This window comes from Streptomyces sp. ME19-01-6, assembly GCF_033793745.1.
Lineage (GTDB): Bacteria > Actinomycetota > Actinomycetes > Streptomycetales > Streptomycetaceae > Streptomyces.
The window spans coordinates 31,255-51,833 of sequence record NZ_JARAXF010000031.1; the positions used below are offsets into that span (position 1 = coordinate 31,255).

Annotated in this window: 23 protein-coding genes; 13 read left to right on the forward strand and 10 right to left on the reverse strand. The window is 72.0% G+C overall.

Annotated elements, in window-relative coordinates:
* Positions 1-98 precede the first annotated feature (98 nt).
* Positions 99-602, reverse strand: a complete 504-nt coding sequence (locus PV419_RS41570) for a hypothetical protein (protein ID WP_319697967.1) — start codon at positions 600-602, stop codon at positions 99-101.
* Positions 603-657: 55 nt separating this feature from the next.
* Positions 658-1,083, reverse strand: coding sequence for an ATP-binding protein (locus PV419_RS41575; RefSeq protein ID WP_319697968.1), 426 nt, complete (start codon positions 1,081-1,083; stop codon positions 658-660).
* Between the two features lie 384 nt (positions 1,084-1,467).
* On the opposite strand from PV419_RS41575, the gene PV419_RS41580 reads away from it, so the two are divergent.
* Complete coding sequence (locus PV419_RS41580; protein ID WP_415925489.1) at positions 1,468-2,301, forward strand: SDR family NAD(P)-dependent oxidoreductase; 834 nt, start codon at positions 1,468-1,470, stop codon at positions 2,299-2,301.
* A 124-nt stretch (positions 2,302-2,425) separates the two neighbouring features.
* Here PV419_RS41580 and PV419_RS41585 read toward each other — a convergent pair whose 3' ends face one another.
* Positions 2,426-3,853, reverse strand: a complete 1,428-nt coding sequence (locus PV419_RS41585; RefSeq protein ID WP_415925490.1) for a hypothetical protein — start codon at positions 3,851-3,853, stop codon at positions 2,426-2,428.
* 302 nt (positions 3,854-4,155) lie between these two features.
* Between PV419_RS41585 and PV419_RS41590 the strand changes: the two genes are divergently transcribed.
* The 4 genes from PV419_RS41590 (at position 4,156) to PV419_RS41605 (ending at position 6,732) form a co-directional block, all read left to right on the forward strand.
* Positions 4,156-4,977, forward strand: a complete 822-nt coding sequence (locus tag PV419_RS41590; protein WP_319698099.1) for a helix-turn-helix transcriptional regulator — start codon at positions 4,156-4,158, stop codon at positions 4,975-4,977.
* A 1-nt stretch (position 4,978) separates the two neighbouring features.
* Complete coding sequence (locus PV419_RS41595) at positions 4,979-5,218, forward strand: DUF397 domain-containing protein (protein ID WP_319697969.1); 240 nt, start codon at positions 4,979-4,981, stop codon at positions 5,216-5,218.
* 156 nt (positions 5,219-5,374) lie between these two features.
* On the forward strand, positions 5,375-5,920 hold the full coding sequence (locus tag PV419_RS41600) for a hypothetical protein (RefSeq protein ID WP_319697971.1): 546 nt from the start codon (positions 5,375-5,377) through the stop codon (positions 5,918-5,920).
* Positions 5,917-6,732: an SAM-dependent methyltransferase gene (locus tag PV419_RS41605; RefSeq protein WP_319697972.1), complete on the forward strand. Its 816-nt coding sequence runs from the start codon at positions 5,917-5,919 to the stop codon at positions 6,730-6,732. The genes PV419_RS41600 and PV419_RS41605 overlap by 4 nt, the downstream gene beginning before the upstream one ends.
* 17 nt (positions 6,733-6,749) lie before the next feature.
* Here the strand turns inward: PV419_RS41605 and PV419_RS41610 are convergent, their stop codons facing one another.
* Positions 6,750-7,976: an acyl-CoA dehydrogenase family protein gene (locus PV419_RS41610; RefSeq protein ID WP_319697974.1), complete on the reverse strand. Its 1,227-nt coding sequence runs from the start codon at positions 7,974-7,976 to the stop codon at positions 6,750-6,752.
* Between the two features lie 153 nt (positions 7,977-8,129).
* Between PV419_RS41610 and PV419_RS41615 the strand changes: the two genes are divergently transcribed.
* On the forward strand, positions 8,130-8,780 hold the full coding sequence (locus PV419_RS41615) for a TetR family transcriptional regulator (protein ID WP_319697975.1): 651 nt from the start codon (positions 8,130-8,132) through the stop codon (positions 8,778-8,780).
* Positions 8,781-8,824: 44 nt separating this feature from the next.
* Here the strand turns inward: PV419_RS41615 and def are convergent, their stop codons facing one another.
* Entirely contained in the window at positions 8,825-9,373 is a 549-nt protein-coding gene (gene def, locus PV419_RS41620) for a peptide deformylase (protein WP_319697976.1), read from the reverse strand.
* Between the two features lie 169 nt (positions 9,374-9,542).
* On the opposite strand from def, the gene PV419_RS41625 reads away from it, so the two are divergent.
* From PV419_RS41625 to PV419_RS41645, 5 genes are all read left to right on the forward strand, one after another.
* Positions 9,543-10,781: a Mur ligase family protein gene (locus PV419_RS41625; protein WP_319697978.1), complete on the forward strand. Its 1,239-nt coding sequence runs from the start codon at positions 9,543-9,545 to the stop codon at positions 10,779-10,781.
* A gap of 53 nt (positions 10,782-10,834) precedes the next feature.
* Positions 10,835-11,563 carry a glutamine amidotransferase gene (locus PV419_RS41630; RefSeq protein WP_319697980.1) on the forward strand — a complete coding sequence of 243 codons (729 nt, stop codon included), beginning with the start codon at positions 10,835-10,837 and terminating at the stop codon, positions 11,561-11,563.
* 197 nt (positions 11,564-11,760) lie between these two features.
* A complete protein-coding gene (locus PV419_RS41635; RefSeq protein ID WP_319697982.1) occupies positions 11,761-12,786 on the forward strand; it encodes a 6-phosphofructokinase in 1,026 nt (341 codons plus the stop codon).
* A gap of 280 nt (positions 12,787-13,066) precedes the next feature.
* A complete protein-coding gene (locus tag PV419_RS41640) occupies positions 13,067-14,017 on the forward strand; it encodes a cytochrome c oxidase assembly protein (protein ID WP_319697984.1) in 951 nt (316 codons plus the stop codon).
* Between the two features lie 133 nt (positions 14,018-14,150).
* Positions 14,151-14,306 carry a hypothetical protein gene (locus PV419_RS41645; RefSeq protein WP_319697986.1) on the forward strand — a complete coding sequence of 52 codons (156 nt, stop codon included), beginning with the start codon at positions 14,151-14,153 and terminating at the stop codon, positions 14,304-14,306.
* On the opposite strand, the gene PV419_RS41650 is transcribed toward PV419_RS41645, so the two are convergent.
* From PV419_RS41650 to PV419_RS41670, 5 genes are read right to left on the reverse strand one after another with little or no spacing between them, the layout of a single operon-like run.
* Positions 14,275-15,744 (reverse strand): cytochrome P450, encoded by a 1,470-nt coding sequence (locus PV419_RS41650; RefSeq protein ID WP_415925491.1) that lies wholly within the window; start codon positions 15,742-15,744, stop codon positions 14,275-14,277. The genes PV419_RS41645 and PV419_RS41650 overlap by 32 nt on opposite strands.
* On the reverse strand, positions 15,741-16,382 hold the full coding sequence (locus PV419_RS41655; protein WP_319697987.1) for a GTP-binding protein: 642 nt from the start codon (positions 16,380-16,382) through the stop codon (positions 15,741-15,743). The genes PV419_RS41650 and PV419_RS41655 overlap by 4 nt, the downstream gene beginning before the upstream one ends.
* Positions 16,363-16,722 (reverse strand): DUF742 domain-containing protein, encoded by a 360-nt coding sequence (locus PV419_RS41660; protein WP_319697988.1) that lies wholly within the window; start codon positions 16,720-16,722, stop codon positions 16,363-16,365. Before PV419_RS41660 ends, PV419_RS41655 begins: the two co-directional genes overlap by 20 nt.
* Complete coding sequence (locus PV419_RS41665) at positions 16,719-17,105, reverse strand: roadblock/LC7 domain-containing protein (protein WP_415925493.1); 387 nt, start codon at positions 17,103-17,105, stop codon at positions 16,719-16,721. Before PV419_RS41665 ends, PV419_RS41660 begins: the two co-directional genes overlap by 4 nt.
* Positions 17,106-17,130: 25 nt before the next feature.
* Positions 17,131-18,660, reverse strand: a complete 1,530-nt coding sequence (locus PV419_RS41670) for an ATP-binding protein (RefSeq protein ID WP_319697991.1) — start codon at positions 18,658-18,660, stop codon at positions 17,131-17,133.
* 321 nt (positions 18,661-18,981) lie between these two features.
* Between PV419_RS41670 and PV419_RS41675 the strand changes: the two genes are divergently transcribed.
* Both PV419_RS41675 and PV419_RS53555 read left to right on the forward strand, forming a co-directional pair.
* A complete protein-coding gene (locus PV419_RS41675) occupies positions 18,982-20,034 on the forward strand; it encodes an NAD-dependent epimerase/dehydratase family protein (RefSeq protein ID WP_319697993.1) in 1,053 nt (350 codons plus the stop codon).
* Positions 20,035-20,058: 24 nt separating this feature from the next.
* Positions 20,059-20,235 carry a hypothetical protein gene (locus PV419_RS53555; RefSeq protein ID WP_415925492.1) on the forward strand — a complete coding sequence of 59 codons (177 nt, stop codon included), beginning with the start codon at positions 20,059-20,061 and terminating at the stop codon, positions 20,233-20,235.
* Positions 20,236-20,579: the final 344 nt, after the last annotated feature.

Consider the following 20,579-nt stretch of genomic DNA (forward strand, 5'->3'; position numbering starts at 1 on the left):
GCGGCCGGCCGGCCCGGGATACCCCAGGGAGTTCGCCGCCACCCGCTCCTTCCGCGACTTCGCCATCGAGCACCGCGCGGACTGGGCCTGAGCGGGGTCTAGCGGAACAGGGCGTATGAGGCGCGGTCCCGGGGAACGGGCGGTGCGGCGTCCCGCAGCGCGGCCCACAGGGCCCGGCTGTCGGTGAGCGGGCCGCCCGGCCTGACCAGCCAGATGTGGCCCTGCCGTACGCACCCGGGCCGGGGGCAGCGCAGCACCCGGCCCGGCCCGGCGGCGGCGACGGCGCGGCGGCGGCCGTGGCCGGACCCCCGCAGCCACGCCTTCCATTCCCGGGCCGAGCCGGGCGGCACGAGGAAGGAGAGCACATGGCTGGCGGTGGCCAGCATCACCGGGCCGACGACCGCGTCGCGCCGCCGCAGCGCCTGGACCACGGCCATCCCGGTGCCCTCGGACATCCGGACCAGGTCGAAGAGCGGGCCGACCGGGAGGTCGGCGAGGCCGTCGCCGCTGGCCCACTGCACGCGCACCCGGCCCGGCTCCTCCCCGACCGACGACAGCAGCCAGTCGGCCGCGGCGGTCTCTACGGTGCCTCGCCCACGCATCTCGCCTCCGGTCTCCCTGCTGCCCCGTCCGCTTCTGTCGCACCGCCCCGGGGGCCTACCCCGCCCGCCCGAGCGCCAGCGTGAACCACACCTTCTTGCCCGCGCCGTCCCCGTCCGGCGGATCGGTGCCCCAGTCGCTCGCCAGGACGTCGACGATGGCCAGCCCCCGACCGGACTCCTCCGTCTCGGCCGCCGTACGGAAGACCGGCCGGACCGGCGAGCCGTCGGCCACCTCGATGCGCAGCTCGTCCCCGGCGGGCTCGACGCCCACGGTGACGGTGACGGTGTCATCGGGGCCGCTGCTGCCGTGCTCCACCGCGTTCGCGAACAGCTCGTCGGTGGCCAGCACCGCGCCCTCCACGGCGTCGTCCAGCTGCCAGTACTTCAGGAAGGCGGTGAGCATCCGGCGGACGGCGAAGGCCCGGTCGGTCCGGGCCGGGAACTCGGCCCGGAAGAAGCGGAGGGTCGCCAAGGAGATCACCGGTCCCTCCCCGCCTGTCGCGCCTGTCGCGCCTGTCGCGCCGATAACGCGCCCGGCGTGGGTGGTTGATGCCCCGGTAAGCGGGTAAGCGCATGCTGCGTCCCCTGGCCAGGTTCCCCACCGCGGCATCCGCGCCGGGGGCGAGGGGTGCGCGCCCCTCGGCCCACGCGCCGGGGCCGGCTGCCACGGGCGGCTGCGGCCCGGTCGCGGCGGCTGCCGGGTTGCGGCATGAATTCCTCCTTCGAAGACAGCGGGACGTACGTCGGTCACCGTTCACGTAGACAAACGGTTGGACTGTCCGGTCGGCGAGGGGGCACGGGGGTTGTTCGGTTGCACGGGCGTAGTGGTTCGGGTCGCACGCCTCGCGGACTGTACGGTCCGGGCGTGGCAAGCGTGAGTGAGGACCGCCGGCCGGGACTCTGCCCGGCCGCGCGGTCCGGTGTGGACGGCAAGCGGATCGTGGTCACCGGCGGCACCCGGGGCCTGGGCGAACAGATCGTACGGCTGCTGCTGGCGGACGGCGCCTCGGTGGCCACCTGCGCGCGGTCGGAGCCCGATCTGGCGGCCCTGGCGAAGTCACTGCCCGGCCAGGGGGGCGAGACGCTGTTCACCCGCGCGCTGGACGTCATCGAGCCGGGGCGGCTGGAGACGTTCGTCGATGGCGCAGCGGAACGTTTCGGCGGTCTGGACGGCGTGGTGGCCTGCGTCGGCGGCGCCCGCGGCGGCGGCCTGGAGGAAGCGGACGCCCACGACTGGGCCGCCACCTGGGAGTTGAACGTCGGCCACACCGCCCGGCTGGTGCGGGCCGCCGTGCCGCATCTGCGCGGGGCACGCGGGTCCGGAGGCGGATCGGTCGTGGTCATCGCCTCCATCTCCGGCTGGAAGCCGGGACCGCAGGCCCAGTACGGCGCGGCGAAGGCCGCCCAGATCCACCTCGCGGCCTCGCTGGCGCGCGAACTCGGACCGGACGGCATCCGGGTGAACGCCGTCTCCCCCGGGTCGATGCTCATCCCCGGCAAGCGCTGGGACCGCATGCGCGGCGAGGAGCCGGAGGCGTTCGCCAGGTTCGCGAGGGAGTTCCCGAACGGCGAACTGGTCGCGCCGCAGGAGGTGGCGCGGGTCGTCGCGTTCCTTCTCTCGGACGCCTCCAGCGGCGTCTCCGGCGCCCATGTCCCGGTCGACCGAGCCCAGAACGCCCCGAGCCCGGAGGGTTATTGACGCCCTCTCGGCCTCGCTCGGGCCCTGCACACCCCCGGCGGTGCAGGGCCCGGGCGCGGCCTCCTTCCGGGCCGCATGGCGGTGGAGCCCGGAAGGAGCCGGGGAAAGAGTGCCGCAGCGCGTCTCAGGCCGCCACGCCCAGCAGGGCCCGGGAGCGGAGCTCGAAGTCGCGGACCCTGGGCTCGCCGCGGTGCGGCCGCAGCCGGGTACGGAAGTCGCGCAGGGCCTGGACCGAGCGCTCGCTGTGCACACCGCTGAGCGCGCTGAGCGCCGCGTCGGCGGTGCCGATCGCCTCGTCGAGCCGGTTCTGCTGCAGATGCGCGGTGGCCAGGACCGAGCGGCTGATGGCCTGTCGGCGGCGCCGGTCGCCGTTGGCCCGCACCGACTCGTCGGCCGCGCGCTCGGCCTCCGCCGCGCTGCCCAGATCGCGGAAGCACAGCGCGGCCTCGGCCTCCAGATAGTGGTGATCGAGAAAGCGGACCCACTCCGACTCCTCCTCGGCGCCCCGGCTCGCCTCCAGCGCGGCGTCCGCCGAGCGCAGCGCGCGGGCGGCCTCGCGGGGCTCGTCGAGGGCGGCGTATCCGCGGGCCGCCATGGCGTGCAGTCGCATCAGGCCCAGCGGGCTGCCCGCGTTCTTCGCCGTGGCCACGCCCACCCGGGCGAGCTCGACGCCCGCCTGGGGCTGGCCGAGGTTGGTGGCCAGGTGGGACAGGCCGGCCAGGATCTGGCCGCCGAGGATCCGGTCGCCGCCTTCCGCGCACAGCCGCAGCGCCTGGGTCATATAGCGCTGGGCCAGGCCGTACTCGGCGTTGTCGTAGCTGCTCCAGCCGGCCATCGCGGCCAGCTTGGCCGCGGCGGTGAACAGCTCGCGCCGCTCGCCCGTGGCCACGCCGCGGCGCTGCAGCATGGGGACGACCTCGGTCGACAGGTACAGGACGATGCTGGCGCGGACCTGGCCGCCGCCGAAGCGGTTGTCCATCTCGTCGAACATGCTGATCGCGGCGCGGACCTGCTCGATCCGGCCGGCGTCGGCGGCCGCGGCCGGTCCGTCGGCGGCCGGGCCGGCGGTGCCCTGGTTCTCGACCAGCCACAGCAGCCATTCCCGCTGCGGGGTCACCAGCGCGCCGGCGACGAAGGGGACCGCACCCAGCAGGCTGCGGCGGGATATGTCGGTGGAGCCGAGTTCGGCGAGCGTGTGCAAGGTTTCCGCCACGTCCTCCCGGTAGGCCAGCGCCCGGGCGACGACCGGGCGCTGTCGGTCGGGGATGAAGCCGAGCTCGGCGGGGGCCACCGGCCGGCCGAGCCGGTGGGAGAGCACGGCCGCGATCAGTTCCGGCGTCGTACCGCGCGGCTGGCCGCCCTGCAGCCAGCGGGTGACGGACGCCTTGTCGTAGTGGGAGGAGTGTCCCTGACGGCGGCCCAGCTCATTGACGCGCAGGGCCAATGAGGCGTACGAGCAGCCGGATTCCTTGAGGGCCGCGGCCAGCGCCTGGTTGGTGGCCGGGCACCGGCGCCGGGTGCCCGGTGCCGCGCCGTCGGTCACCGCGGCCACCCCTGGCTCATGTCATGGCCGCTGTCGTGGCCGCGCGCCGCCGAGCCGCTGAGTGCCTGTAACGCCTTAGCGGAGAAGGCTGGTTGAGGGCACCAGCCGTGGTGCGTGAGATGGGTCACGTGCCCCACTATGCGCGCCGACAGACTCAGCTCGCAAGCTTCGTTCTGATAATTTCAAAACGATCCGCATCGCTCTGTCAGGTGCTCCGAGGTCATGGCACACTGCACCCACATGACGGTGATTGCGGGAGGCAGGACGTGAGTGAGGCACGGCCGGGGAGCGCCGCCCCCACCGTCTTACGCATGGTCCTGGGCAAGCGCCTGCGCCATCTGCGGGAGCAGGCCCACATATCGTTCGAGGAGGCCGCCCGGGCCGTCGAGGTGACGCCGCTGACGGTCCGCCGGATGGAGAAGGCCGAAGTCGGCCTGAAGATCCCGTACGTCAAGGAGTTGCTGCGGACCTACGGCGTCCCCTCACCGGAGATCGACGACTTCCTGGACCTGACCCGGGAGGCCAACCAACCCGGCTGGTGGCACCAGTTCCGCGATGTCGTACCGGAGTGGTTCAGCGCGTATGTGAGCCTGGAGAGCGAGGCCACCGTCATCCGCGCCTACGAACCGCACTACGTCCCCGGTCTGCTGCAGACCGAGGACTACGCCCGCGCGGTGCTGCGCGCCGGTTTCCCGGGCGACACGGGCGAGGAGATCGAGCGCCGGATCGCCCTGCGCGTCAAGCGTCAGAGCCTGCTCTCCAAGCCGGACGCCCCGACCATCTGGGCCATCCTGGAGGAGACGGCGCTGCGCCGCCCCGTCGGCGGGGCCGAGGTGATGCGCCGGCAGATCGACCACCTCATCGAGACCCTGGCGATGCCCAAGGTCCGGCTGCAGATCATGCGGTTCACGGCGGGGCCGCACCCCGGGGCCTTCGGCCCCCTGCACTACTTCCGCTTCGGATTCTCCGAACTGCCCGACGTCGTCTACACGGAGGGCATCACCGGCGCGGTCTATGTGGACCAGCCGGGCGAAGTGGTCACCTGTCTCGAGGTGCTGGACCGGATGGCCGTCCAGGCCGAGCCGGTCGGCGAGACGATACCCATCCTGGCCGAACTGCGTAAGGAGCTCTGACATGACGGACCCGGTCTACAGCGGAATGCCGGCCATGGACCTCGGCACCGAGGGCTGGGAAAAGCCCTGGAGCGGAACCAACGGCGGCACCTGCATCGAGGCCAAGAAGCTGCCGGACGGCCGCGTCGCGCTCCGTCAGTCCACGGACCCGGCCGGGCCGGCCCTGATCTACTCCCGGGCCGAGGTCGCCTCGTTCCTCGAATTCGCGAAGGCAGGCCGGGCCGACTTCCTCATCGCCTGATCGGCCCGCGCCACACCGGAAAGCCGTCCCGGAAACCACTACGCCCGCACAACCGCACAACCCGGCCCCGGACTCCCCTCGACCGACCGGGCCACGCACACTGAATGCCCCGTGCGAGATCGACGGACGGCTGCGGAGATGACCGGGGTGGCGGGGATGGATCTTCAGGAGGCTGCGCGGCACCGCGTTCTGATCGTGGAGGGCTGCTCCGGCGCCACCCGGGCCGGGCTGCTGACCTGGCTGGCCCACCGCCACGGGTTCGCCGTCGAGCGCTCGCCGACCGAACTGCCCGCGCTCGACCCGGCGCGGCCGTACCGGGAGCTGCTGCGGCGCCCCGGGCCGCTCGCGGTGGACTCCGGGTTCGTCGGCGAGCTCGTCTACGGGCCGCTGCGCCGGGGACACTCCCGGGTGACATGGATCCAGGCCTTCGACTTCGCCGAGACGGTGGCCGAGCGCGGCGGCGCGTTCGTCCATCTGACGGCGCCCCCCGCGCGCACGGAGCGGCTGGCCGGGCGGGGCGCCACAGCCGCGGCCATGGCGGAGACCGAGGCCGCGACCGCCGCCTATGAGCGCGCCTTCACGACCCTCGCCCAGCACGCCCCGGTCTTCACCCTGCGCTCAGGCGCCGCGAAGTACCCGGCCTCGGCGGTAAGTTGGAGCTCCGCGTACGGCCTCACGCATGGCAGGAGAATCCCTAGATGACTCACGGCTCGTCCACCCCCGGTCGGCAGGCCGCCTTAGGCAAGATCGACACGTCCGTGCCGCACTCGGCCCGCATCTGGAACTACTGGATGGGCGGCAAGGACAACTACGAGGTCGACCGGGTGGCCGGCGACCAGTACCGCGAGGTCGCGCCGACCATCGAGGTCATGGCCCGCGCGTCCCGGGCGTATCTGATCCGCACGGTGACGCACGTGGCCGGAGAGGCCGGGATCCGCCAGTTCCTGGACATCGGCACCGGGCTGCCGACGTACGACAACACCCACCAGGTCGCCCAGCGGGTCGCCCCCGAGGCCCGGATCGTCTACGTCGACAACGACCCCCTGGTGCTCCGGCACGCCCAGGCCCTGCTCACCAGCACCCCCGAGGGCGTCACCGACTACATCGACGCCGATCTGCACGAGCCGGACACAATCCTCGAGGCCGCGAGCAAGACGCTGGACTTCAGCCGCCCCGTCGCGCTCATGCTGATGGGCATCCTCGGCCATGTCCAGGACTACGACGAGGCCCGGGCGATAGCGCGGCGGCTCCAGGACGCGCTCCCCTCCGGCAGCTACTTCGTGCACTACGACAGCACGGACACCGACCAGGCGCTCCAGCAGGCCCAGCAGGGCTACGACGACACCGGCGCGATCCCCTACGTCCTGCGCAGCCCCGAGCAGGTCGCGCGCTTCTACGACGGCCTGGAGCTGATCGAGCCCGGCGTCGTCTCCTGCCCGCTGTGGCGCCCCGAGCCCGCCGGCGCGCCCGTCGAGAAGACCGATGTCTACGGGGGCGTCGCCCGCAAACCCTGACGCCCCGGCGCCCGCCCCTAACGGATCTGCATGCCGGACAGGGTGCGGGCGATCACCAGGCGCTGGATCTCGCTCGTGCCCTCGAAAATGGTGAAGATCGCCGCATCGCGGTGCATCCGCTCCACCGGGTACTCACGGGTGAATCCGTTGCCCCCGAGGATCTGCACCGCCTGGGCCGTCACCGACTTCGCCGTCTCTCCGGCGAAGAGCTTGGACATCGACCCCTCCGCGGCGCCGAAGGACTTGCCCGCGGTGGCCATCCAGGAGGCGCGCCACACCAGCAGGCGCGCCGCGTCGATCCGGGTGCGCATGTCGGCGAGTTGGAAGGCGATGCCCTGGTTGTCGATGATGGGCCGGCCGAACTGCACCCGGTCCTTGGCGTATTCGAGCGCGACCTCGTACGCCGCGCGGGCCACGCCGACCGCCTGGGCGCCGACCGCCGGGCGCGAGGCCTCGAAGGTCGCCATGGCGGCGTTCTTGCCGCGCTCGGTGCCGCTGCGGGCCCGCTCGCGGGCGCGGGCGAGGCGCTCCTCGAGCTTCTCCTTGCCGCCGAGCAGGCAGTGGCCGGGGACGCGGACGTCCTCCAGGACCACCTCGGCGGTGTGCGAGGCGCGGATACCGTGCTTCTTGAACTTCTGGCCCTGGGAGAGGCCGGGCGTGCCCGGGGGCACCACGAAGGAGGCGTGGCCGCGCGCGCCCAGGTCCGGGTCGACGGAGGCGATGACGACGTGGACGCCCGCGATGCCGCCGTTGGTGACCCAGGTCTTGGTGCCGTTGATGACCCATTCGTCCTTGGCCTCGTCGTAGACGGCCCGGGTGCGCATCGCGGCGACGTCCGACCCGGCGTCCGGCTCGGAGGAGCAGAACGCGGCGACCTTCACGTCGTTCGCGTCGCCGTACATGGGCGGGATCCAGGTGCCGACCTGTTCCTCGGTGCCGTTGGCGAGGACGGCGACGGCGGCCAGGGAGGTGCCGACGATGGAGAGCGCGATGCCGGCGTCGCCCCAGAAGAGCTCTTCCATCGTCATCGGGATGCCGAGACCGGTGGGGTCGAAGTACTGCTGGGCGTAGAAGTCCAGCGAGTACAGTCCGATCTTGGCGGCCTCCTGGATGACCGGCCAGGGGGTTTCCTCCCGCTCGTCCCATTCCGCGGCGGCCGGGCGCATCACCTCGACCGCAAATCCGTGAATCCAGTCGCGGACCGCCCTCTGGTCGTCGTCGAGCTCGAACGAGAATTCCGGCATTACCCCTCCACCTGACTATTACCGTCGGTAACAAGAGTCTGTTACTCACGAGTAGACGATGTCAACTCCCCCAGCCGATCCACCCCCTCGCTTGAGCCAAGGGTGTTACGTTTCGCAGGCGTAAAGAAGCACCAGGGGGCGGGAGGCGACTTCATGGACACCGGCACCAGCCAGCGCGACGATCAGCAGCAGGCGACCGAGCGGCGGCGCAAGGAGCTGCTGGAGGCGGCGGACCGGGTGGTGCTGCGGGACGGGCCCGACGCCTCGATGAACGCCATCGCGGCGGAGGCGGGCATCACCAAACCCATCCTGTACCGCCACTTCGGCGACAAGAGCGGGCTCTACCGCGCCCTGGCCAAGCGCCACACCGACGCGCTGCTCTCCTCGCTGCGCGCCGCCCTCGACGCCCCCAACGACCGCCGGGAGCGCGTCGAGGCCACGCTGGACACCTATCTGGCGGCGATAGAGGCACGCCCTCAGGTCTACCGCTTCCTGATGCACCCCTCCGACGACGCCCCCCAGGCCGAGCGGGGCTTCGACATCGGCCGCCACTCCGCCCCGGTGCTGCGCCGCCTCGGCGAGGAGCTGGCCAAGGTGATCGCCGATCGGCTCGACCTCGGCCCCGGGGGCACGGAGCTGGCCCGCGTCTGGGGACACGGAATCGTCGGCATGATGCACGCGGCGGGCGACTGGTGGCTGCGCGAGCGGCCCTGTTCCCGCGCCCAGTTGGTGCGGCACCTCACCGATCTGCTGTGGGGGCGGCTGGCCACCATGGACGACCGCGTCGGCGCGCCCGGCTTCTGAGCGGGGACTCTGAGCGGGGACGGGGCCACAGGTCCGGACAGGGCCTACGGTGCGTCCGCGGCCCAGGGCGCCCGCCGCACGGCGCGCAGCGCCCGCCGGCGCCGCAGCCCGGTGAGCCGGTCGGTGAACAGCCGCCCGTCGAGGTGGTCGCACTCGTGCTGCAGACAGCGCGCGAAGAAGCCCGTGCCTTCCACCCGCACCGGCTCCCCGGTCACCGTCACGCCCTCCACGACCGCGTGGTCGTAGCGCGGGGTGCCCGCCTCGATGCCGGGCAGCGACAGACAGCCCTCCGGCCCCCGCACCGTCACCCCGCAGGCCTCGACCAGCCGCGGATTGACCACATGCCCCAGATGCCGGCGGTCCTCGTCGTCCGGGCAGTCGTGGACGAACACCCGCAGGCCCACTCCGACCTGGTTGGCGGCGAGACCGACGCCCTGCGCCGCGTACATCGTCGCGTACATGTCCTCGACCAGCCGGGCGAGGGCCGCGTCGAAGACGGTGACCTCCTCGCAGCCCGTGGCCAGCACCGGATCGCCGAGCAGCCGCATCGGCCGCACCAGTCCGCGACTGCCGGGGATCGCGCTGTTTCGCATGGCAACAAAGCCTAGGTTGTGCGGGTGAGATTCGGGACAGCGCCCAGATCTCGATAGGCTGATCCCCGACCGTGGCCTCCCGGCTGGCGATTCCCCCGGCGCGGAGGGGGCGTACCACCGGCGCCTCAGGGGGCAAGAGCGGCGCCGGTATGCGAGGAGGACGAAGACGATGGCAGGCAACTCGGAGCCGCTGTCGCCGCGGGCCAAGCTGGCCGTGACGGCGGGCAAGGCCGCGGCGGCGGTGTCGCGGGCGGCGGGCCGCGGCAGCGGATCGGTGATCGGCGGCAAGGTGGCCCTGCGGCTCGACCCCGAGCTGCTCGGCAGGCTGGCGCGGCACCTGGACGTGATCCTGGTGTCGGCGACCAACGGCAAGACCACGACCACCCGGCTCATCGCCGAGGCGCTGCGGGCGGCCGGCCCGGTCGTCTCCAACGCGCTCGGCGCCAACATGCCCGCCGGGATCACCTCGGCGCTCGCCGGTGGCTCCGACGCCCGTTACGGCGTGATCGAGGTCGACGAGAAGTACCTCGCCGGGGTGGCCCGCGACACGGAACCGAAGGCCATCGCGCTGCTCAACCTCTCGCGCGACCAGCTCGACCGGGCCGCGGAGACGCGCATGCTCGCCGAGAAGTGGCGTGAGGGCCTGTCCGGCACCAAGGCCGTGGTGATCGCGAACGCGGACGATCCGCTGATCGTCTGGGCCGCCTCCTCCTCGCCCAATGTGGTCTGGGTCGCGGCGGGCCAGGAGTGGAAGGACGACGCCTGGTCCTGCCCGTCCTGCGGCGGCGTGCTGCAGCGCCCCGGCGACGACTGGGTCTGCGGCGACTGCGGTTTCCGCCGTCCCGTCCCCACCTGGGCGCTCAACGGCGACTACGTCCTGGACCCGCACGGCTCGGCCTGGCCCATCCACCTCCAGCTCCCCGGCCGCGCCAACAAGGCCAACGCCGCCACCTCGGCAGCCGTCGCGGCGGCCTTCGGGGTGCCGCCGCAGGTGGCGCTGGAGCGGATGTACCAGGTCCAGGCGGTCGCCGGGCGGTACGACGTGGTCACCTTCCAGGAGCGCCAGCTGCGGCTGCTGCTGGCGAAGAACCCCGCCGGCTGGCTGGAGACCTTCTCCCTGATCGACCCGCCGCCCACCCCGGTCATCCTGTCGGTGAACGCCCGCGGCGCGGACGGCACCGACACCTCCTGGCTGTGGGACGTGGACTACACCCGGCTCGCCGGGCACCCGATCTGTGTGATCGGCGACCGCAAGCTGGACCTGGCCGTGCGGCTGGAGGTCGCCGGGCTGGACTTCCGGGTCTGCGAGACCGTGGACGAGGCCGTGCAGATCGCCCCGCCCGGCCGGATCGAGACGATCGCCAACTACACCGCGTTCCAGGACCTGCGCCGCCGCGTGGGCAACTGAGTCCGCACGAGCGAGTCCGCACGAGCGAAAAGGGCATAAGGGAATTGCGACGGATGAACCAGAACAGCCTGCGCCTGGTGTGGGTCTACCCGGACCTGCTGAGCACCTATGGCGACCAGGGAAACGCGCTGGTCGTGGAGCGCCGGGCGCGCCAGCGCGGACTGGACGTCTCACGTCTCGACGTCCGCTCCGACCAGCAGATCCCCACCTCGGGTGACATCTATCTGATCGGCGGCGGCGAGGACCGGCCGCAGCGGCTGGCGGCCGAGCGGCTGCGCCGCGACGGCGGGCTGAACCGCGCGGTGTCCAACGGCGCCATCGTGTTCTCGGTGTGCGCGGGCTACCAGATCCTGGGACACGAGTTCATCAACGACCTCGGGCAGCGCGAGCCGGGCCTGGGGCTGCTCGATGTGGTCAGCACCCGGGGCGAGGGCGAGCGCTGCGTCGGCGACGTGCTGGGCGACATCGACGACCGGCTGGGGCTGCCGCCGCTGACCGGCTTCGAGAACCACCAGGGCGTCACCCACCTGGGCCCGGCCGCGCGCCCCTTCGCGCGCGTCCGGTTCGGCAACGGCAACGGCACGGGCGACGGCACCGAGGGCGCGTACAACGACACCGTCTTCGGCACCTACATGCACGGCCCGGTGATGGCGCGCAATCCGCACATCGCGGACCTGCTGCTGAAGCTGGCGCTGGATGTGAACGCGCTGCCGCCGGTGAACGACCAGTGGTACGAGGCGCTGCGCAACGAACGGATCGCGGCGGCCACCCAGCCTTCGTAAGCCACAAAAGGCACATATCGCCCAGATATTCGCGAGCCGACTCTGATCCGCGTGCCGGCTCCTGTGCGCCGATCGGCTCCGGGCGCCCGCATGGCGGACACACCACGGCCCCGCCGCCCCCCTCGCTTGTAGGGTGGCGGGGTCCCGCCGGACACCGCGGTCCGGCCGTCAGCCCACACTCCAGAGGTATCAGGGCCATGCGCATTGGTGTGCTCACTTCCGGCGGCGACTGCCCCGGCCTGAACGCTGTGATCAGGTCCATCGTGCACCGCGCGGTCGTCGACCACGGCGACGAGGTGATCGGCTTCCAGGACGGGTGGAAGGGCCTGCTGGAGTGCGACTACCGGAAGCTCGACCTGGACGCCGTAGGCGGCATCCTGGCGCTCGGGGGCACCATCCTCGGCTCCACCCGGGTACAGCCCACCCGGCTGCGTGACGGCGTGGAGCGCGCCAAGGGGCATGTCGCCGAGCTCGGCCTGGACGCGATCATCCCGATCGGCGGGGAGGGCACGCTCAAGGCGGCCCGGCTGCTGTCGGATTCCGGGCTGCCGATCGTCGGCGTCCCCAAGACGATCGACAACGACATCGCGTCCACCGATGTGACCTTCGGCTTCGACACGGCGGTCGGCGTGGCCACCGAGGCCCTGGACCGGCTGAAGACCACCGCCGAGTCGCATCAGCGGGTGCTGATCGTCGAGGTCATGGGGCGGCACACCGGCTGGATCGCGCTGCACTCCGGCATGGCCGCGGGCGCCCACGCGATCGTGGTGCCGGAGCGCCCGTTCCACATCGACGAGCTGACCAAGGTCGTCGGGGCGCGCTTCGAGGCGGGCAAGAAGTTCGCGATCGTGGTCGTGGCGGAGGGCGCCAAGCCGCTCGAGGGCACCATGGACTTCGAGGCGGGCGGCACGGACGTCTACGGCCATGAGCGGTTCGCCGGGGTGGCCCGGCAGCTCGCCGTCGAGCTGGAGCGGCGCCTGGAAAAGGAGGCGCGGCCGGTGATCCTGGGGCATGTCCAGCGGGGCGGCACGCCGACGGCGTACGACCGGGTGCTGGCCACCCGGTTCGGCTGGCACGCGGTCGAGGCCGTGCACCGCGGCGACTTCGGACAGATGACGGCGCTGCGCGGCACGGACATCACGCTGGTGCCGCTCGCGGAGGCCGTCGAGGACCTCAAGACGGTGCCCGCCGAGCGGTACTCCGAGGCCGAGTGCGTACTCTAGTGCCGCATCAGCCAAGGTTTGCCCCGCTCGCCGCCCTGGCACGGCCATCTGCTGCGTTGCCGAATCAGCCGAGTAGGCCCACTACGAGGCCGATCCGGCGCCTTGCAGCCGGCCGCACCAGGACGCCTCGCTACCGGGCAAACCTTGACTGACGCGGCACTGGGTACCGCATCTGCCGAAGGCCGGCGGCCCGTACCGCGACCATCACTCGCGCCACCACCACGGCGAGCGACCAGGTTCGCGAGAGCGGCGCCGGCTTAGGCGCAAAGAGGGAGAACACATGGATCACGGCGGGCACGGCATGCCCATGGATCTGCCGCCGTTCACGCTGTCACGAGGGCTGGAATTCGGCGGGGACCCGTTCTTCCTGGTCGGCTGTGTGGTGGCGCTCGCCCTGTACGGCTGGGGCGTGGCGCGGCTGGTGCGGCGCGGCGACCGCTGGCCGGTGAGCCGGACCGTGTCGTTCGCGCTGGGGGTCCTCACCATCGCGCTGGTGATGTGCACCAAGCTCAATGACTACGGCATGGTCATGTTCAGCGTGCACATGGTCCAGCACATGGTCGTCAGCATGGTCTCCCCGATCCTGGTGCTGCTCGGCGCCCCCGTGACGCTGACCCTGCGGGCCCTGCCGACGGCCGCGCGCGGCCGCAAGGGGCCCAGGGAACTGCTGGTCGCGCTGTTGCACAGCCGCTATGTGCGGATCGTCAGCCACCCGGCGTTCACGATCCCGATGTTCATCGCGAGCCTGTACGGGCTCTACTTCACCCCGCTCTTCGACTTCCTCATGGAGAGCAAGGTCGGGCATATCGCGATGATGACCCACTTCCTGCTGGTGGGCCTGTTCTTCTTCTGGCCGATCATGGGGGTGGACCCGGGCCCGCACCGGCCCGGCTATGTGATGCGGATGCTGGAGCTCTTCGCGGGCATGCCCTTCCACGCCTTCTTCGGGATCGCCCTGATGATGGCGAGCGAGCCCATGATCGGCGCCTACGAGCACCCGCCCGCCTCGCTCGGCATAGACGCGCTGTCCGACCAGACGGCGGCGGGCGGCATCGCCTGGGCCTTCAGCGAGGTCCCCTCGGTGATCGTCCTGGTCGCGCTGCTCGCCCAGTGGTACAAGTCCGACCAGCGCCAGGCGCGGCGTGCGGACCGTACCGCGGACCGGGACGGCGACCAGGAGCTCGCGGCGTACAACGCCTATCTGGCGTCGCTCCAGGCCCGCGGCCGCTGACCGCTTCGCGCCGCCCGACCACCCCGCTGCCCGTACACCCCGCTGCCCTCACCGCCAAACGACGTCTAGCGGTGGGGGCGGTGTCCGTAAGACCATGGCCTCGTGGGCCGTTGGGGCTGAGGAGGTTGCGGGGATGCCCGGATCTGCGAAGGCGATGACCGCGTGCACGGTAGGGGGCCTGGTCCTGGTGACCGCGTACTCGGTGGCCCTCGGCAGCAATGCGTGGCTCTGGTTCGGCTGGGTGGTGCTCGGCCTGCTCACCGTCGGGGTGGTGGTGGCCCGGGCCTGAACCCGCGCCACAGGGACCGCCACCGGGCCCGGAGCCCGGAGAGCCGCGCCCCGGGCCCGGCAACCGCCGCGCGCGGGGGCGCCGGCGGGTCCGCCGCGTCCGGCTGGTGCGATGGGTTCTGCGGGGGCACATAGCGGGCCGGGAAGTCCGGTGCCAGCAGGCCCGTCTCGGTCTCCACGGTGTCCGAGTCGCCCCGGCGCGGCGTGAACTCGGCGGGCAGCTCCACCAGGTGGCGGGAGATCCATGAGGCCGTCCAGCTCAGCCCGGTCTCCGGGACCGCCAGCCGCAGATCGGGCAGGCGCAGCAGCAGGGTGTCGATGCCGGTGTCGGTGATGGCGCGGCCGATGTCCTGGCCGGGGCATTCGTGCGGCCCGCCGCTGAAGGAGAGGTGCGAGCGGTTGCCGTACATGGGCGCGGCGATGTCGGGGCGGATGGCGGGGTCGACGTTTCCGGCGGCCAGGCCGAGCAGCAGCATGTCCCCGGCCCTGATCCGCCGCCCACCCAGTTCCGTGTCGCCGGTCGCCCAGCGGCCGGGGATCACGGCGAGCGGCGGTTCGTTCCACAGCACATGCTCGATGGCGTCCGGCAGGGTCATCTGGCCGCCGGTCAGGGAGGCACGGAAGCGCGGGTCGGTGAGCACCATCCGCAGCGTGTTGGCCATCAGGTTGGTGGTGGTCTCGTTGCCGGTGAGCAGCACCAGCCGCAGATGCTGGACGACCTCCTCCTCGGTCAGCCCGGAGGGGTGGTCCAGCAGCCAGGAGGCCAGATCCGCGCCGGGCTCGGCGCGCTTGCGCGCCACGAGGTGCTCCAGCGTCTCGGTGACGTACTCATTGCTGCTGATGGCCGTGTCGGTGCCCTTGATCAGGTCCCGGCTGGCCTCGACCAGCCGCGGGCCGTACTCGTCGGGCATGCCGAGCAGATGGGTGAGCACCAGCATGGGCAGCTGCTGGGCGAATGCGGTCACCAGCTCGGCGTGCCCGTCGGTGGCGAACTCGTCGACCAACTGGTGGGTGAACCGGGTGACCTGGCGGCGGATCCCGCGCCGGTCGAAGCGGTCCATGCTCCCGGTGAGCGCCGCGCGCAGCCGCTCGTGCTCGGCGCCGTCGGCGAAGGTGCACATGGGCTGCCAGCCGACCACCGGCAGCAGCGGCGAGTCGGGGGCGACCCGGCCCTCCCGCCAGTCGCCCCAGTGCCGGGAGTCGCGGGAGAAGCGGGAGGGGGTGCGGGCCGCTTCCAGGTTCTCCCGGTAGCCCAGGAGCAGCCACGCGGGCAGGTCGCCGGCGAGCCGGACGGGGGCCACCGCGCCGTGCTCGGCGCGCAGCCGCTCATAGAGGCCCATCGGGTCGGCTTCGTTCTCGGGTCCGAAGAGGTCCGCCGCGGCGCCGGAGCGGATGGCGGCGTGGGCGGGGCACCCGGGGTGGTCGGGGGGAGGGGTCACGGGGTCTCCGGGGTCACGGTGATGAGGGAGTGCAGATAGCGCACAAGGGTCAGCAGGGTGTCGCGGCTGGACCCGCGGTTTCGGGCATCGCAGTCGATCACGGGTACGGAGTCGGGCAGGTCCATCGCGGCGCGCAGCTCCGGCATGGGATGGACGGGGGCCTCGGGGAAGGCGTTGACGGCGACGACGAAGGGCACGGCGCGCTCCTCCAGCCGCCCGACCACGTCGAAGCTGACCTCCAGGCGCCGGGTGTCGATGAGTACGACGGCGCCCAGGGCGCCCTCGAACAGGCCGTCCCACAGGAACCAGAAGCGCTCCTGGCCGGGCGTGCCGAACAGATAGAGCACCAGCCGGTCGTTCAGGCTGATGCGGCCGAAGTCCATCGCCACGGTGGTCTCGGTCTTGCGCTCCACCCCGGCGATGTCGTCCACGCCGACCCCGGCCTGGGTCATGGTCTCCTCGGTGGTCAGCGGCCGGATCTCACTCACCGAGCCGACCATCGTCGTCTTGCCGACGCCGAACCCCCCGACGATCACCACCTTGACCGCCGCGCTCACCGAGGAGGGCAGGGTGTCCTCGCTGCGCGGTCCGACGGGCGCTTCGGAGCCGACGAGCGCTTCAGAGCTTCTGTAGTCCATGCATCACCGCTTGGAGGAGTTCGGGGTCGGGCAGCGCGGCGGCGGGGACCGGCGCCCGGGTTTCCACCTGGTCGTTCCCGAGCAGGTCCGCGAGCAGCACGGTGACCGCGGAGACGGGCAGGGCCAGATACGCGGAGATCTCGGCGACGGACAGCGGGAACTGGCACATCCTCAGGACGGCCGCGCACTCGGGGCGCGTCCCCGGCTCCGGCTCGGCCCGCGCCACGATCAGGGTGACCAACTCGACGCCGGCCCGCGCGGACCGGCGCGCGCGGCCGTCGGTGAGGGTGTACAGCCGCTCGGGGGCGCCTTCGGCGAGGCGCTCCCGCGGTTCGCTCATGCTGTCCGCCCGTCGACCCGTGGTGGACTGCTCAGGTGCTCGCCGAGCCGGGCCACCAGGCTTCTCATGCACTGGCCCATGAGCCCGGCGTCCACGCTGTCCTCGGCCAGCACCGCCAGATACGCTCCGACGCCCGCCGCCATCAGATAGAAAAAGCCGCCGCCGACCTCGATGGCGACCAGTCTCATCCGCCCGTCGCCCTCGGGTAATTCGGCGGCGATCGCCCCCGAGAGGCTCTGCAGCCCCGCGCAGGCGGCGGCCAGCCGGTCGGCGGTTTCCTCGTCGGCGCCGATCTGTGCCATGCACAGGCCGTCCGAGGAGAGGAGCACCACGTGGCGGGTCTGCGGAACGCTGGTCGCCAGGTCCCGGAGCATCCAGTCCATGTCGTACCGCGGTTGCGTCACTTGCCTATTCACCCTTATCCGACTCATTCGAGGTGTTCGACGATTCATCACGGTGCGGACGGCCGGGTTCGGTGTTCTCGGCCGCACCGGAAATTCCTTTGAAGAACGGGGCCAGCCACAACCCCGGCTCCACGGGCGGGTCGACCGGCGCCGGGGGCCCCGGGCACGCGGGCTCGGCGCCGGTCTCGACCCGGACGGGCCGGGTGACCTGGGGCATCCGACGGCGGCGCTGCGGCAGGCCGACGGTGTTGTGCGGCACCGGAACGCGGCTCCGGTCGAAGACGGGCCCGGGGCCGGGGCCGGTGCGCGTCGGCGCCGGGGTGGGCGTCGGCCGGGTCACCGGCTTGGGCGGGGGCAGCTTGGCGGCCCTGGCGATCATGCCGCCGGGCGCGGGGGTGGTGCAGATGATGCTCTGCGGTACGACCAGGACCGCGCGGACGCCGCCGTACGCGGAGGGGCGCAGCGAGAACTGGAAGCGGTACCTGTGGGCGAGCCTGCCGACCACCGCGAGCCCCAGGCGCGGCGTCTCGCCCAGGTCGTTGAGGTCAAGTCCGGTCGCCGCGTGGGCCAGCACCAGGTCGGTGCGCCTGCGGGCCTCCTCCGTCAGGCCCACCCCGGCGTCCTCGATCTCGATGGCGACCCCGGACTGGACCTCGACCGCGGTCAGGTGCACCCGGGTCTTCGGCGGTGAGTAGCGGGTGGCGTTGTCCAGCAGTTCGGCCATGGCGTGGATCAGCGGCTCGACGCTCGGGCCGACGATGCCGACGTCCGCCACCGAGTGCAGATCGACCCGCCGGTACTCCAGGATCCGCGACATGGCGCCGCGGCAGACGTTGTACAGCGGCACCGGGTTCTGCCACTGACGGCCGGGGCGGGAGCCGCCGAGCACCGCGATGCTGTCCGCCATCCTGCCGATCAGCGCGTTCCCGTGGTCGAGGTGGAGCAGATCGCTGAACACCTCGGGGTCGGCGCCGTGCTTGTCCTCCATCTCCCGCATGTCGTAGGCCTGCTGGTGGGTGATGGCCTGGACGCGGCGGGCGATGTTGACGAAGGCCCGCTGCGCGGCGTCCCTCAGGTCCTCCTCGGCGCGCACGGTGTGCAGCAGCTCCTCCAGGACCGCCCGGTGCGCGGACTCGAAGTCCGGGTCGAGGCACGGCGCGTGGTCGATGTCCTTCATCACCTCGGCGGGCTCCGCGCCGCGCCGCAGCCGGTCCACGGCCGCGGGGAGCAGCTCCTTGGCCAGCCGTCTGGTCTCCACCTCCTGGTCGACCAGGCGCTGCCGCAGCGCGGCCTCCCGCTCGGCGGCCTTCAGACGCAGGACCGCGGTGGCCCGCCCGCGGCGCACCGCCTCGGCCGCCGCCACGGCCACCGCCAGCGTCGCCGCCAAGCCGCACCAGACGACCGCCGCCCGCGCCCCGGTGGGAACCCGGGCCGCGGCCAACGCGGCGGCCAGCGCCGTCGCGGCGGGAGGGATCAGCCATACGAGCGCGGAGGCGGGCCGCCGGCCTCCGGGTGACGAGCCAGCAAATACCATGGGCGTCCTTAAGAACAGCGGGGAAAATTGCAGGGAGAAGTGCGGGGAGAACTTCGGGGAGAAGTGCGGGGGAAGGAGGCTGCGAAGAGCTCGCCTATGAGCCAAGGAGCATAGCGCTTTCGGCAGATGCCAAGACGAATATGCGTTTTTCTCAGAAATGCGCTGAAGTATGAATGGAAATGACGCAAGGATCGATCACGTTCTTTCATTTTCATTGCTTCATCGAAGTCTTTCGGACCGGACGACCATTGCGCCCAGAGCGGATCAGCGCAGGGCGAACGGATCTGGCCCGGGCCGCCGGAGGGCTCGTAGCGTCCGTCCATGACCACTGGAAACGCATTTGTGATCGGGGCCACAGGACAGATCGGACGGTCGGCGGTGCGCGCCCTCGCCGCCGAGGGCTGGCAGGTGCGGGCCGCCTCGCGCGGCGGCGGCCGCGACGAGCGGTGGCCCGAGGACGTACGGACCGTGACCGTGGACCGGGAGGACGACGCCGCGCTGGCGGCGGCCCTCGGAGACGGCTGCGATGTGCTGCTGGACTGTGTGGCCTACGGAGCGCGCCACGCCGGGCAGTTGCTCGGCCTCGCGGACCGGATCGGATCGGCGGTGGTGATCTCCAGCTGCACCGTCTACCAGGACGACCGGGGCCGCGGCTTCGACACCCAGGACGAGCCGGACGGCTTCCCGGAGTTTCCCGTACCGCTCCCCGAGTCGCAGCCGACCGTCCCGCCGAGCGAGGACACCTACAGCACGGGCAAGGTCGCGCTGGAGCAAGAGCTGCTGAACGCCGGGGACCGGCTGCCGACCACGCTGCTGCGCGCCGGGGCGATTCACGGCCTGTACAGCCCTCTGCCCCGCGAGGCGTACTTCGTCAAGCGGGTGCTCGACGGGCGGGCGGTGCGGATCCTCGCTCACGGGGGCGCGAGCCGTTTCCACCCGGTGCACGTGGACAACATCGCCGAGCTGGTGCGCCTGGCCGCCCGCAAGCCCGGCTCTCGGGTGCTCAACGCGGGCGATCCGCAGGCGCCGACGGTCGCGGAGATCGCGGCGGCGGTGGACGCGGCGATGGGCGCCACCAGCGAGCTGATCACGATCGACGGCGAGCCGCCGCGCCCGGGTCTGGGGCAGACCCCCTGGAGCACGCCCCGGCCGATGGTGTTGGACATGTCGGCGGCGGAGCGCGAGCTGGGCTACCGGGCGGCGACCGGGTACGCCGAATCACTGCCGGAGACGGTGGAGTGGACAGCCCGTCAGCTGGCGGGCGGGCGGAGCTGGCAGGAGGCGTTCCCCCTCATGGCGAAGGCGTACGCACCGCCCCGCGATCTCTTCGACTACGCCACGGAGGACGCGTGGCTGGCCGAGGGCGGGCGGTAATTCCATCGCGTCACGATCATCCCGGTGCGTAACCTCGGGGCCGGAAAGGCCCAGCTACGCGGAGGTAAGCGGATGAGCGCGCGGTTGCGCGGTATCGCCAAGGAGACGGAACGGATCGTCGCCGAGGGTCGGTACCGGGCGCCCCGGGGGCACCAGGTCTCCCTCGACGGCCCGATCGCCCGGGCCGCCGGGGCGACCTGACGGTACGGGCCGGAGCCGCTGGGCAGCGAAGCCGGGCCTGCGGACCGCGCCACGCGGTTCGAGGTGGCCGGGGAGAGCAGCCTGGAGCGCGCTCCTTGCCCTGCGGCACGGAGTATGCCAAAAACCTGCTAAGGTGACATTAATCGCCATCAGTAACCATGTTGGCGAATTTCGACAGGTCACTGACCTGTCCGGCGGTCGGAAGGATCGTCGTAATGGGCGGACGTAAGCGCCGTCAAACCCGCCGGAGCGATCCAGGAGGGAATCTCCCACCCTCAGGCGGGAGAGAGCTTCAAAGCGACCGGGTCATCCACTTCCTCGGTCGTCCCGGTATTCCGCAACAG